The sequence below is a fragment of the Ruoffia halotolerans genome (assembly GCF_014049385.1).
Taxonomy (GTDB): domain Bacteria; phylum Bacillota; class Bacilli; order Lactobacillales; family Aerococcaceae; genus Ruoffia; species Ruoffia halotolerans.
This window is the reverse complement of the sequence record NZ_JACAOA010000001.1, coordinates 1-12,557: the sequence shown is the minus strand read 5'-3', so window position 1 is coordinate 12,557 and position 12,557 is coordinate 1. Positions and strand designations below refer to the sequence as shown.

The following is a 12,557-nucleotide window of genomic DNA, read 5'->3' as shown; positions in this document are numbered from 1 at the left end:
TTCTCCTAATGTAGATTTTAATTAACTTAATAGTACTTGATTTTCAGAAATATTCAAGATATAAGGTCCAATAATAATAGAGGATATTGTATTAAAGAACGATAGATTAGTAAAGGGTATTTGGACTACAATTAGATTACAAAAACAATAAATTTCTATAAATAAATACGCCCAGATTAATTCGCGTTAACTGGGCGCATAAATATGATAATGATTAAAAAATGTAATTAATAAGTTAAGCCAATTGTTTTTTCGACACGACTCAATGTAGACTCAGCGATAGCAGAAGCTCGTTTCGCTCCGTCTTGTAAGATATCGTCTAAATCTGAACTTGTTAATAGTGATTCATAACGTTCTTGGATAGGTTCTAGTGTTGAAACAACTAAGTCAGCTAAATCACCTTTGAAGTTACCATAGCCTTGGCCACTATAATCAGAAACAATTGAGTCAATAGATTTTCCACTGAAGCTTGCGTAGATTTGTAATAAGTTCGCTACAGCAGGTTGATTTTCTTTATCATAGTTCACTTCACCAATAGAATCCGTTACGGCACTCTTAATTTTCTTAGTGATTTGTTTTGGTGTATCTAACATAGATACAAATGATTTTGTATTTGTATCTGACTTACTCATCTTGCTTGTTGGATCTTGCAAGCTCATAATACGTCCGCCTTCTTCAGGTATAAGTGGTTCAGGTTTAACTAATAGATCATCATTATAGCGAGAATTAAAGCGGTCAACAAAGTTACGTGTTAATTCTAAATGTTGCTTTTGATCGTCTCCGACTGGAACAAAATTAGCATCATATAAGACAATATCTCCAACCATTAATGTTGGGTAAGCTAATAAACCAGCATTAACAGCTTCTTGCTTTCTAGCTTTATCTTTAAATTGAGTCATACGTTCTAACTCACCTAAACCAGTCATACATTGAATAATCCATGCCATTTGAGCATGAGCAGGGACATCAGATTGAACGAATAGAATCGCTTTTTTTGTATCAATACCAATGGCTAAGTATAAAGCAGCCAATTGACGTGTCATTTGTTTTAATATTTTTGGATCTTGTGGTACTGTGATGGCATGCTGATTAACGATAGAATAGATAGCGTCGTAAGAATCTTGTAAGTCAATAAAGCCTTTCATAGCACCGATATAATTACCAATTGTGGGGATTCCCGAAGGTTGCACTCCAGAAAAAACTTTTTCTTTCATAAAAATGCCTCTTTTCAAATATTAAATATTTATTAAATTATATTAGCATTATAACGTATTTATTGACAAAGAACAAAAATAAAAAATCTTAATGACCTGTAAGTCTTAGTCTGTTAACGAATAATGACTTTGTGAATTAATGATGAATTCTTAATTTTGTCTAAAGAGCTGATTAGAAGTAAGATTGATTTTTTCATTTGAAAATGCTATACTATTAAACATAAAGCGATACAGATTGTGAAAACATACTTCGTTAAAAGTATAACACTATTGTTTTTGTATCACTTTATTATTTCACAAAAGAGCTGCTAACGTACTAAACAGGAGCCGCAAAGTTTTAGCTAACTTTGTCAAAATTGAAAGGAGCAACTATATTATGGTTACTTTATACATCACTCCAAGCTGTACCTCATGTCGAAAAGCTCGTGCATGGTTAGAAGAAAATGAAATTCCTTATGAGGAGCGTAATATTTTTACTGAACCATTATCAATCACAGAAATTAAGTCAATTTTACGAATGACAGAAAATGGGACAGAGGATATTGTTTCTACTCGTTCAAAAGCATATTCCGAATTAGATGTAGAATTAAGTGAGATTCCTTTAAATGATTTCTTCGAAATGATTCAAGAGCAACCTGGACTGTTGCGTAGACCAATTATCATTGATGATAAAAGACTACAAATTGGATACAACGAAGATGAAATTCGTCGTTTCTTACCACGTGCAGTTCGTGCATTAGAATTACAAAAAGCACGCGCATTGGTTAACGAATAAAAACCATTTTTTATTATAACTATGACCGATTATTTATTAATCGGTTTTTTTGTCTTTTTTACTTGAAACATGACATTCTGATTGGTATGATAACGTAACACTAATGAATTGTGTATTGCTAGATTATTCGTATAATAGATGTAAGAAGATCTGAGGAGGTGTACGGATATGGAAATGGAACACATTAATGAAAATTTAATTAAAGTGTTAATTAGACAGGAAGACTTGGAAGAGCGAGGAATTGATTTCCTAGATTTAGTTGGTGATCAAAAGACGATTGAAAGATTTTTCTACTCAATTTTAGAAGAGGTAGATGTTGATAAGCACTTTCAGGAATCAGAAGCTGTCACTTTCCAAGTAATGCCTAATAAAGAAGGTTTGGAATTATATATAAGCCGAACAAATTTTGATGAAATGGATGAAATATGGGAAGATGAATTAACTAAACATCTCATAGAGCGTAAACGAGAAATGAATGAAAATGAAGCAAACAAAGATGATAATAAAAAAGAGAAGACAATCTTAGATTTATTTGAAAATGAAGAAAGTATTCAAGAAACTGAAGATGTAAAATCAGTTGAAGGTGAAATTATTAAATTTGCTGACTTAGAGGATTTTCTTAAGTTATCGAGAGAAGTAACCACTGATTTGATTCATGCAGACTTTTACCATATGAATTCAAATTATTACTTAGTGATTAACTATGTTGATTCTTCAATTGTTGAAGAATACGCGTACAACAAACTTTTAACTATGTTTGAGTATGGTGAAAAAGTCAAAGTAACTGAAGCAATCCTTCAAGAACATGGAGACATGTTACGAAGCAAGGATGCATTGAAGTATTTTGGAGAAAATTTCTGATAATATTTATAGAAGCCAATGGAAAATTTCCATTGGCTCTTTTTTTAATGAAATTGTAATAATGGAAAAGCCTCTTTTTTGTGTATTTATAAATAAGGGGGATTGATTATATGTTAGTTGCTATGTCAAAAGAAGGCGAGTTAATTTATGCTAGTGAAGTTAAATTTAAGTATCCATATTTAATGGAATTTTATTGCCCGACTTGTGCCCAAAAGGTATTTTATAAAGATAGTCATAAAGGTAAAGGGTTTTTTAGTCATTATTCAAAGTGCCAATTAGAAGAGAGTCGAAGGAGTCCTCTTGAATCATATGAACACAAACGTGGGAAAGAAATAATTATTGAGGAATTGCAAGGTATACAGAAACTAGTTCTTCAAACTGAATTGTATTTTCCAGAAATTAATCAATTTGCAGATGTCTATGTCACAGTAAAAAGTGCGAGTAGCGAATCTGTTATTTATGAATTTCAAAGATCCGTCATTCCAGCTGCCGATGTTATAGTAAGAAATCAAAATTATAAACAGCTAGTGAATCAAGTGCACTGGCTGATGGATGATTACACAACACGTAGCACCGCCTTGAATCAAAGATGGAAGCAGACAATGTTAAATTATAATGATGACTGGGGCTTTCATTTGAAATTTCTTAACTTAAAGAAGAAAGAAATTATTATTCAACGTCACCTACCAATCATCTATCAGAAAAATAATTATAGGCTGAAACAAAATAGAATGACCATTCGTGAGTTCCATCAACTAGATAGCTTACACGATGAATATTGCGAGTTAATTTCAGTGGGAAAGCGAACTAAAGCGAGTTTAAATTATAATCGTCAATTAAATGGCATTATGAATAATGAAGCGTATAGAAATACCATTTACTTATTATATCAACAAGGTACTGTATTAACTGATATACCAGAATGGGTCTTTACAGAACAGTGGGAAGTATTATTAACTCAAACACCCAGTTGGCTTGTCTTTTCTTGGTCATTGACAATCATCAGACAGCTTAACTATACATTTACCACTGACGCCTTTATGGAGAAATTTCGAGCTTGTTCTGAAATTAAAGTAGCTCGAACACCGCTCATTCATAGTGATATCTATCCAGTTTTATGTCTTGCAATACTTATATTACTGTTTCAAAAAGGGATATTAGAAAAAGTGAGTAATGTGGAATGGGTTTCTAAATTATGATTCTTCAAATTGGTTTAGAAATAGTGCATGTGATACACTAGTTATATGATTTTAAATGAGGAGGATATTGATGACAGAATCAAATGTAAAAACAAGAGAACAAATGGATGCAACATATCAATGGGATTTAACACCATTATTTGCATCCGACGAAGAGTTTGAAAGTGGGTACGCTAAAGCTGAAAATAATCTAGATAAGATTACAGCTTACAAAGGCAGATTAGGGGAAAGCCCAGAAGTGCTTAGTGAAGCTATCGATACGTTATTAGAGTTAGGACGCGAAGTTTCTAACTTAGGTGTGTATGCTCATTTGAAAAATGATCAAGATCAAACAAATCCGACATACCAAAAGATGAATGCTCAAACCGAGCAACTATATTCTAAATATAGTCAAGTGACGTCATTCTTTAGACCAGAATTACTTGCTATTCCTGCTGAGCAACTAGAAGAAATGACAGCAAACAATGATAGACTGAAAGAATTAGATCAGTTTATTAACGATATTGCACGTAATCGCGAACACGTTTTACCACCAGAACAAGAATTATTACTAGCCAGTGCGAGTGAAGTTTTTGGTGGAGCAACACGTATCTTCGGTTACCTAAATAACGCTGACTTCCAATTCCCAACTGTGAAAGATAGCGAAGGTAATGACGTTCAATTGACTCATGGTTTATACGGTAAATTATTAGAAAGTACAGATAGACGCGTCAGAAAAGATACTTTTGAAGGGTTCTATTCTGTGTATCAACAATTTGAGAATACTTTAGCTCAAACTTTAACAACTGAAATTAAGACACATAATTACAATGCTAAAGTCAGAGGGTTTGAATCAGCCAGAGCAGCAGCTTTATTCACTAATAATATTCCTGAATCTGTCTACGATACATTACTAGACACTGTTGGATCTCGATTAAACTTATTACATCGTTATGTAGACTTACGTAAATCATTGTTAAATATCGATGATTTAGAAATGTATGACATGTATACACCATTACTTGGTGAACCTCCAATTGCCTTTACTTATGAAGAAGCAAAAGAAATTACTTTAAATGCGCTTCAACCATTAGGTGAAGAATACTTAGAAATCATTCGCAATGCGTTTGACGAGCAATGGATTGATGTTTATGAGAATAAAGGGAAACGTAGTGGAGCATACTCATCAGGAACATATGACAGCAAACCATATATTCTAATGAACTGGCAAGATAGCCTAAATTCATTATATACACTCGTCCATGAATTAGGACACAGTGCCCACAGTTACTTAACCCATGCGAATCAACCGTACGAATACGGTAGCTACTCAATTTTCCTAGCAGAAATCGCATCTACAACAAATGAAAACTTACTAACGAATTATTTATTGAGAACTTATGCTGATAAAGATATTCAACGCTATGTTCTAAATCATTTCTTAGATGGATTAAAAGGAACAGTCTTCCGTCAAACTCAATTCGCAGAATTTGAACACTTTATCCACGAGCAAGATGCTAACGGTCAGCCGTTAACAGCTGAGTTTCTGTCAGAAAACTATCAAAAATTAAATGCGAAATATTATGGTCCATCTGTGAATTCTGAGTCTGAAATTAAGAATGAGTGGAGTCGTATCCCTCACTTCTATATGAATTACTACGTATTCCAATATGCGACTGGATTTGCTGCAGCAACTGCCTTTGCAGATCGTATTGCTGGTGGTGATAAAGAAGCATTAAATAGCTATTTAGGTTTCTTGAAATCAGGTAAAAGTCAGTATGCCATCGATACGATGAAGACTGCTGGTTTAGATATGACAAAACGTGATTATATCGAACAAACTTTAGATGTATTTGAACAAAGATTAGCTGAATTTGAAGCACTATTAGATTAAGTATAAGGAGAGCGATTTGTAACTAGAACGTTTGAGCGTTCTGTTACGAATCGCTTTTTTTGTATTCGAGATAAATGAATATAAAAATATGTTCACGTCGATAAAACAATATTGATATATATAAACGGCGAAAATAACGCTTACCAACCACAAATTTATGACTAAATTTTAAAAGTTAACTTGTCAAAATTTATTGGGTTATATATACTAAATGAATATTTAAAAAAAGATGATTAAATAACTTTTTGTTCATCTAAAATTAACATAAAATAATGAGGTGTATAAATGGTTGCTTTAATGGGTTATTCATTAATAATTGTTTTTATGATTCTAATTATGATGAAAAAGATATCTCCTTTCGTTGGCTTAGTTTTCCTACCAATTGTATGGGCGATTGTGGGTCATTTATTTGGCTTATGGAATATTGATATTGGACAGGCTGCAATGGATGGTTTACTAGGTACAGCGCAGACAGGTATCATGCTATTCTTTGCAATATATATGTTCACAATTATGATTGATGCTGGTCTATTCGACCCGCTTTCAAACGCTATGATTCGTTTTGCAAAAGGAGATCCATTGAAAGTGATGATTGCAACAGTCGCATTGACTGCCGCAGTATCATTAAACGGTGATGGAACAACGACAATGATTATTGTATGTACGGCTTTTGTGCCAATATACAAACGTCTAAATATGAAGATGTTAGATTTAGCTGTATTAACAATGACATCACATTCAATTATTAACTTGCTACCATGGGGTGGACCAACAGCGCGTGCGATTGCAGTTATGAATGTAAGTGAAGCAGATGTTATGCGTGGTCTAACACCAATGATGATTGCTGGAATTATTTACATGTTTATCGTAGCTTATGTGATTGGTCGCGGTGAGCGTAAACGTCTAGGTGTCGTGAATCTATCGAATAATGAACTTGAGAAATTAATGGTTATCGAAGATCAAGAGACACTTGATATCCGTCGACCAAAGAATGTTTGGATCAATGCGATTACTGTATTTGTTGCCATAGGGTTATTAATCGCCAATGTCATTCCATCAGCAATCATTTTTATGGTTGGTACAGTTGTTGCGTTACTTGTAAACTACGGGTCGTTGACACTGCAAAAAGAACGTATTGACAATAATGCAAGTGAAGCTAACCAAGTTGTTATGACAGTATTTGGTGCTGGAGTATTTATGGGGGTTTTACAAGCAACTGGAATGGATGATGGGATTGCATCAAGTTTGATTTCAATCATTCCAGAAAGCTTAAGTGGCTTCTTTGGTATTATTGTTGCTATTATATCTGCTCCAGGTACATACTTCTTACATAATGATGCATTCTATTACGGAATGATGCCAATTCTTGCTGAAGCAGGAACGGCTTACGGCTTTACTGGCCTAGAGTTAACTTTTGCATCTTTAATGGGACAAGCTTTTCACTTATTCAGTCCATTAGTACCTTTTGCTTATGTATTATTAGGTATGACAAATGTGGAATGGGGCGACTGGCAGAAAAAAGGCCTTCTCGTTTCACTAGGAATATTTATTGTTTTTGTTATAGTTGGTGCAGTTACAGGGATAATGCCAATATCCTTGTAGAATCAATTTTAGAAAATGAAGGGAGCAATTGATGTGAAAATTACATTAATACCAGGCGACGGGATTGGTCCCGAAATTACTGAAAGTGCACGCAATATTGTAGATGCGTTAGATATTGGAATTGAATGGGAAGTTGTTGCAGCGGGTGAAGCTGTCTTTAATAAACAAGGTACATTAATTCCAGATGATGTTTATGAAAGTATAGAAAAGAATAAGATCGTGTTAAAAGGACCCATTATGACACCAATCGGAAAAGGTTTCCGTAGTGTTAACGTAGCCTTACGTAAGAAATACGATTTGTACGCGAATATTCGTCCTGTAAAAAGTTTAGGAACCATCCCATCTTTAACCAAAGATTTAGACTTAATTCTCTTTAGAGAGAACACAGAGGATTTATACGCAGGTGTCGAAAAGCAAATTTCAGATGATGAAGCTCATAGCATTAAGATCATCACACGATCCGCATCAGAACGAATTGTTCGCGAAGCCTTTGAATATGCAAAAGCGAATGATCGTCAAAGTGTGACAGTTGTGACAAAAGCAAATATTATGAAGCTGACAGATGGATTGTTCCTAGATGTTGCCCGAGGCGTAGCTGAAGAGTACCCATCCATAGAATTCAAAGAAATTTTAGTCGATAATATGGCGATGCAATTAGTCATTAATCCTAAGCAGTTTGATGTTATAGTTACTGAGAACCTCTATGGTGATATTCTGTCTGATTTAATGGCAGGTTTAGTAGGTGGTTTAGGCTTAGTACCTGGAGTAAATATTGGCGAAGATATTTCAATTTTTGAAGCAGTACATGGTTCAGCCCCTGATATTGCAGGCAAAGGCCTAGCAAACCCCACTGCGATACTCTTGGGGGTTTGCCAGATGCTGGATCATATTGAGCAAAAAGATGCGTCAAATCGCATAAGAAACGCATTAGACACCGTCTTAAGTGATTCAAATAACTTCACTAAAGATTTAGGTGGAGAGATGACTACTAAAGGCTTTACTGATGCCGTCATAAAAGCTTTATAGTCTTAATAAAGAACATCTTTGAAAGAAGTAGTGCAACAGCGCTGCTTCTTTTTTTTTGTATCTTGAAATATAAGCTAAAGATGGCTATAATAGAGAAGTTAAGCCGCCATAGTGTAATGGATATCACATAAGATTCCGGTTCTTAGGATGGGGGTTCGATTCCCTCTGGCGGCGTTTAAATTAATAAGATACTTAACAATTCATTGTATTCAATTGTTAAGTATCTTTTGTTTTATTTTTGCATGAACGGTTAACAATATAAATAAATGCGTGTATACTGTGAGAATAGTTATGAGAAATAATTGGAAGTATATAAATAAGTTGTTTAATGGAGGAATGAGATGAGACGAAGTCGTTATCAAATTATGGTGTACATTGCCATGCTAGCTGCACAGGCAGTAGTTATAAGTATTCTTGAAGGAGCGATCCCTTCACCTCTTTCCTTTGCTCCAGGAGCTAAATTAGGTTTAGCGAATTTAATATCTGTGATTGCTATATTCACACTACCTTTTTCAAAAAGTATTCAAGTCGTGTTAATTCGAATTGTACTCACTGCTTTAATAGGTGGGAATATGTCAACGTTTTTTTATAGTTTGTCGGGTGGATTATTAAGTTACTTTGCAATGTTTTGGTCGAAAAAACTAGGACCTAATAAGGTGAGTATTATTGGAATTTCTGTTCTCGGAGGGGTAATGCACAACATTGGACAACTAAGTATAGCAGCCTTATTTGCAAGATCATTCTCCGTGATGAATTATCTTCCGGTTTTATCAATTTCTGGGATTTTAGCTGGCTTTGTTGTCGGCTTCCTTGGGAATTTTTTACTCGAACGTATCTCAGTTCTTCAGATGTATCATAAAGAACTCGTCGCAAATACAGACCAAAAAAATTGGTTATCAAATCATAAATAAAAATACCTTCTAACGAATTTACTTGAAAAAGTACTCATCGTTAGAAGGTATTTTGCTTATTGACTTGAACCTTGAGCAGAAATTAATTGTAAGACACGTTGCGTTGTACCATCTGAAGCAGTTCGTTCAATTACAATAATACCGACAGTTGGGGCAAAGTAGTAATTATAAGTAACAGAACCACTATCTTCTTGCGCCTGTTCTTCAATACGAAGAACATCATTAAAAGTTTGGCCACCTACATCATATGAACTTATTAATTCGGATACCTTACGTCTTTTTTCTTTGTTGTACCCACTTGAAAAGCTTGATCCAATAGTTAAATCACTCGGTAAAATGAGCGATTCATTATTATCACTTGCTTCTGGTGAGTAACGTAAATCTTCTACAACATAATAATCATTGAAAGAAGCGAGTTCATAAAAGCCTGTATCACGGATTTGATACACATAAGCGATAGCTTCTTGGCCAGAGAATGACGTCACTTGAAAAATTCCGTTACTATCAGGCGAATATTCCATAATAATATCTTGGGCATCAAAGTAAACTTGATCACCTTGATATTGATAATTTATAAAATTTGCATAAGGAACAAATTCCTCAAAAGAAATGCTTATCTGTTGGCTCATACTTTCATCATCTACATTGTTATTTATTTCTTGATCTTCAGAAGAGTCAGGCAATTCATCTTGTTGGGAATCATTTATATTATTTTCTTGGGCTTGAATAACTTGTCCATTACTAATGCTTAAAAACATGATTGATAGAACAAAAGTTATAAACTTACGCATATTCAAATTAAAACTGACACGCAAAATTGCACCTACTTTCCATTTACTTCTTGTGTAATAAAAGTATAGCACATCAAAACTATATGTGTGTAAAGATTTCGGGGAATAAAGATTGAAGAATTTACTAATTATATTCGGGTTTATGAATTATTTATGAAATTGATCTCCAATTACCTAGTTATTTTTTTGTAATTTCGATAAAATCTAGTATGATAAACAAGATAAGAATTATATGAGAGGAAGATAAAGATGACAGATTGTATTTTCTGTAATATTATAGATGGTGATATACCTTCAGCGAAGGTATATGAAGACGATGAAGTATTTGCATTCTTAGATATGTCGCAAGTAACTCCAGGGCATACTTTAGTAGTACCAAAAAAACACGTTGAGAACATCTTTGAATATGATGAAGACGTTGCGGTAGCAGTCGCGAAACGCTTACCTAAAATTGCGAATGCAATAAAAGAAGCATTTCCAGATGTTAAAGGAATGAATATCGTAAATAATAATGGTGAATTAGCATATCAATCCGTTTTCCATACTCATTGGCACCTATTACCACGTTACACTGAAGATGATAAATTCGCTATCGAGTTTAGTAATAATCAAGACAGCTATACACAAGAAGAGTTCAATGAAAGAGCAGCATTAATTGCGTCACAAATCAAAGAAAGTTAAAGAGGTGTATTTATATGGTTGGATTTAAATCAGGATTATTTTGGGGAGCTTTCTTTGGAGGACTAGCAGGGTTAATGAATGCGCCCAAGAGCGGTAAAGAAACGCGTGAAGATTTGAAGCACTTTATCGATATGACAACGGATGATGTGAATGATGTTCGTTATAAAGTAGACAATTTAAGAATGTCAGTGCAGAAATTAACTCAAGAAGGCATGGATAGTATTAAAACTGCGACAGATGGTATTCAAACATCATTACAACATTTCGAAGAAGAAACCACGCCAAGAATTAATCGGATTCAACGTCATATCGAAGATTTAACCGAAGATATTGAAGAACAAGCAGAAGAAATTAATCTTAATAATTAATTAATTTAATTGAACTTAAAACAATTTGTTTGAATTTTCCTAGATTAATATATTAACATGGAGTTCAAATAGATAAAGTATGATATATTTGTAACATATTTTAAAATAGTTAGGAGCCAAAAACTTTATGAAAAAAACGCTAAAAAAAGTATCATTAGTTGCTTTAACATCAACATTATTACTTTCAGGACTAGGTAGTATTGCCTCAGTAATGGCACAAGAAGAATCAGCAGGTGAGGTCATTGCAACTGTAGGTGGCGAAGATATTACTAAAGAGGAATTATATGAATCAATGAAAGCTATCGCTGGTGATACGACATTGAGAACAATTATTCTAGAAACTGTCTTAGAACAAAATGTATCGGATGCTGAAGCACTAAGAACTGCAGCGGAAGAAGAAGTCCAAGCTCAGATTGACGAAGCGGGTGGGGAAGAAGTTTTCCAACAATTATTAGCATACCAAGGCTTAAGTGATATCGAAACATATACTTACCAAATCTTTGTAAGAAACATGTTCCAAGAAGTTGTAGAAAGCCAAATTGATATGTCAGATGAAGCTATTACAAACTACTATGAAAATGAATATTCACCTTTAATGGAAGCTCAACATATCTTAGTTGAAACAGAAGAAGAAGCTTTAGATGTGATTGAACGCATTAATAATGGCGAAGAATTTGATGCAGTAGCACAAGAAGTGTCATTAGATTCAACTGCACAAAACGGTGGATTATTACAACCATTCCCGGCTGGACAAATGGTTCCAGAATTTGAAGAAGCAGTAATGAACTCAGAGAACGGTAAAATGACAGAAATGCCTGTAGAATCACAATACGGTTTCCACGTTATTCGCACAATCAATAATGGTGAAAAACAACCATTAGAAGATGTTCGTGAAGATGTTGAAGAACAATACGTTACTTCACGCTTTGCTGATAGCCAATTCGCTTATGGAGTGATTGGTAAATTACTCCAAGATACTGGATATGAAATCCATGACGAAGACTTACAAAACGCTGTTCAAGACTTAATTGATCTTGCAAATGGAAACAATGAAGCAGCAACTGAAGAAGAATCAACTGAGGAGACAACCGAAGAATCTACGGAAGAAACTTCAGAAGAAGCAGCTGAGGAAACAGCAGAAGAAACGACTGAAGAGACTGCCGAAGAGCCTGCAGAATAATTTATAACATATAATAGACAGCTGATTATTAAAGGCTCTTTGTCAAATAAGGTTGATGAAGGATCATGCTAAGATT

12 protein-coding genes and 1 tRNA gene are annotated in these 12,557 nt (G+C 34.1%); 11 read left to right on the top strand and 2 right to left on the bottom strand.

Annotated elements, in window-relative coordinates:
• Positions 1-227 precede the first annotated feature (227 nt).
• Positions 228-1,214 carry a tryptophan--tRNA ligase gene (trpS, locus tag HW423_RS00065; protein WP_218929928.1) on the bottom strand — a complete coding sequence of 329 codons (987 nt, stop codon included), beginning with the start codon at positions 1,212-1,214 and terminating at the stop codon, positions 228-230.
• 376 nt (positions 1,215-1,590) lie between these two features.
• Here trpS and spxA point away from each other — a divergent pair, with 376 nt between their 5' ends.
• From spxA to HW423_RS00025, 8 genes are all read left to right on the top strand, one after another.
• Positions 1,591-1,989, top strand: coding sequence for a transcriptional regulator SpxA (spxA, locus tag HW423_RS00060; RefSeq protein ID WP_218929927.1), 399 nt, complete (start codon positions 1,591-1,593; stop codon positions 1,987-1,989).
• A 168-nt stretch (positions 1,990-2,157) separates the two neighbouring features.
• The gene (locus tag HW423_RS00055; RefSeq protein WP_218929926.1) at positions 2,158-2,850 is read left to right on the top strand and encodes an adaptor protein MecA; all 693 of its coding nucleotides are present in this window, start codon (positions 2,158-2,160) and stop codon (positions 2,848-2,850) included.
• A gap of 110 nt (positions 2,851-2,960) precedes the next feature.
• Complete coding sequence (locus HW423_RS00050; protein WP_218929925.1) at positions 2,961-4,049, top strand: competence protein CoiA; 1,089 nt, start codon at positions 2,961-2,963, stop codon at positions 4,047-4,049.
• Positions 4,050-4,119: 70 nt separating this feature from the next.
• Positions 4,120-5,922 carry an oligoendopeptidase F gene (pepF, locus tag HW423_RS00045; RefSeq protein WP_218929924.1) on the top strand — a complete coding sequence of 601 codons (1,803 nt, stop codon included), beginning with the start codon at positions 4,120-4,122 and terminating at the stop codon, positions 5,920-5,922.
• A 285-nt stretch (positions 5,923-6,207) separates the two neighbouring features.
• Entirely contained in the window at positions 6,208-7,524 is a 1,317-nt protein-coding gene (locus HW423_RS00040; protein ID WP_218929923.1) for a CitMHS family transporter, read from the top strand.
• A gap of 33 nt (positions 7,525-7,557) precedes the next feature.
• The gene (locus HW423_RS00035; protein WP_328803101.1) at positions 7,558-8,550 is read left to right on the top strand and encodes an isocitrate/isopropylmalate dehydrogenase family protein; all 993 of its coding nucleotides are present in this window, start codon (positions 7,558-7,560) and stop codon (positions 8,548-8,550) included.
• 102 nt (positions 8,551-8,652) lie between these two features.
• Positions 8,653-8,724: transfer RNA gene (locus tag HW423_RS00030), tRNA-Arg, on the top strand.
• Between the two features lie 167 nt (positions 8,725-8,891).
• Positions 8,892-9,461: a Gx transporter family protein gene (locus HW423_RS00025; RefSeq protein ID WP_218929921.1), complete on the top strand. Its 570-nt coding sequence runs from the start codon at positions 8,892-8,894 to the stop codon at positions 9,459-9,461.
• Positions 9,462-9,517: 56 nt separating this feature from the next.
• On the opposite strand, the gene HW423_RS00020 is transcribed toward HW423_RS00025, so the two are convergent.
• Positions 9,518-10,276, bottom strand: coding sequence for a hypothetical protein (locus HW423_RS00020; protein ID WP_218929920.1), 759 nt, complete (start codon positions 10,274-10,276; stop codon positions 9,518-9,520).
• 225 nt (positions 10,277-10,501) lie between these two features.
• On the opposite strand from HW423_RS00020, the gene HW423_RS00015 reads away from it, so the two are divergent.
• From HW423_RS00015 to HW423_RS00005, 3 genes are all read left to right on the top strand, one after another.
• Complete coding sequence (locus tag HW423_RS00015) at positions 10,502-10,933, top strand: HIT family protein (protein ID WP_218929919.1); 432 nt, start codon at positions 10,502-10,504, stop codon at positions 10,931-10,933.
• A gap of 14 nt (positions 10,934-10,947) precedes the next feature.
• A complete protein-coding gene (locus HW423_RS00010) occupies positions 10,948-11,301 on the top strand; it encodes a YtxH domain-containing protein (RefSeq protein ID WP_218929918.1) in 354 nt (117 codons plus the stop codon).
• Positions 11,302-11,428: 127 nt separating this feature from the next.
• The gene (locus tag HW423_RS00005) at positions 11,429-12,481 is read left to right on the top strand and encodes a peptidylprolyl isomerase (protein WP_218929917.1); all 1,053 of its coding nucleotides are present in this window, start codon (positions 11,429-11,431) and stop codon (positions 12,479-12,481) included.
• Positions 12,482-12,557 lie beyond the last annotated feature (76 nt).

Excerpts from the sequence above, each read along its gene's own strand:
- HW423_RS00005 (WP_218929917.1), top strand. The coding sequence starts at position 11,429 with ATGAAAAAAACGCTAAAAAAAGTATCATTAGTTGCTTTAACATCAACA.
- HW423_RS00015 (WP_218929919.1), top strand. The coding sequence starts at position 10,502 with ATGACAGATTGTATTTTCTGTAATATTATAGATGGTGATATACCTTCA.
- HW423_RS00055 (WP_218929926.1), top strand. The coding sequence starts at position 2,158 with ATGGAAATGGAACACATTAATGAAAATTTAATTAAAGTGTTAATTAGA.
- HW423_RS00025 (WP_218929921.1), top strand. The coding sequence starts at position 8,892 with ATGAGACGAAGTCGTTATCAAATTATGGTGTACATTGCCATGCTAGCT.
- HW423_RS00050 (WP_218929925.1), top strand. The coding sequence starts at position 2,961 with ATGTTAGTTGCTATGTCAAAAGAAGGCGAGTTAATTTATGCTAGTGAA.
- pepF (WP_218929924.1), top strand. The coding sequence starts at position 4,120 with ATGACAGAATCAAATGTAAAAACAAGAGAACAAATGGATGCAACATAT.
- HW423_RS00010 (WP_218929918.1), top strand. The coding sequence starts at position 10,948 with ATGGTTGGATTTAAATCAGGATTATTTTGGGGAGCTTTCTTTGGAGGA.
- HW423_RS00040 (WP_218929923.1), top strand. The coding sequence starts at position 6,208 with ATGGTTGCTTTAATGGGTTATTCATTAATAATTGTTTTTATGATTCTA.
- trpS (WP_218929928.1), bottom strand. The coding sequence starts at position 1,214 with ATGAAAGAAAAAGTTTTTTCTGGAGTGCAACCTTCGGGAATCCCCACA.
- spxA (WP_218929927.1), top strand. The coding sequence starts at position 1,591 with ATGGTTACTTTATACATCACTCCAAGCTGTACCTCATGTCGAAAAGCT.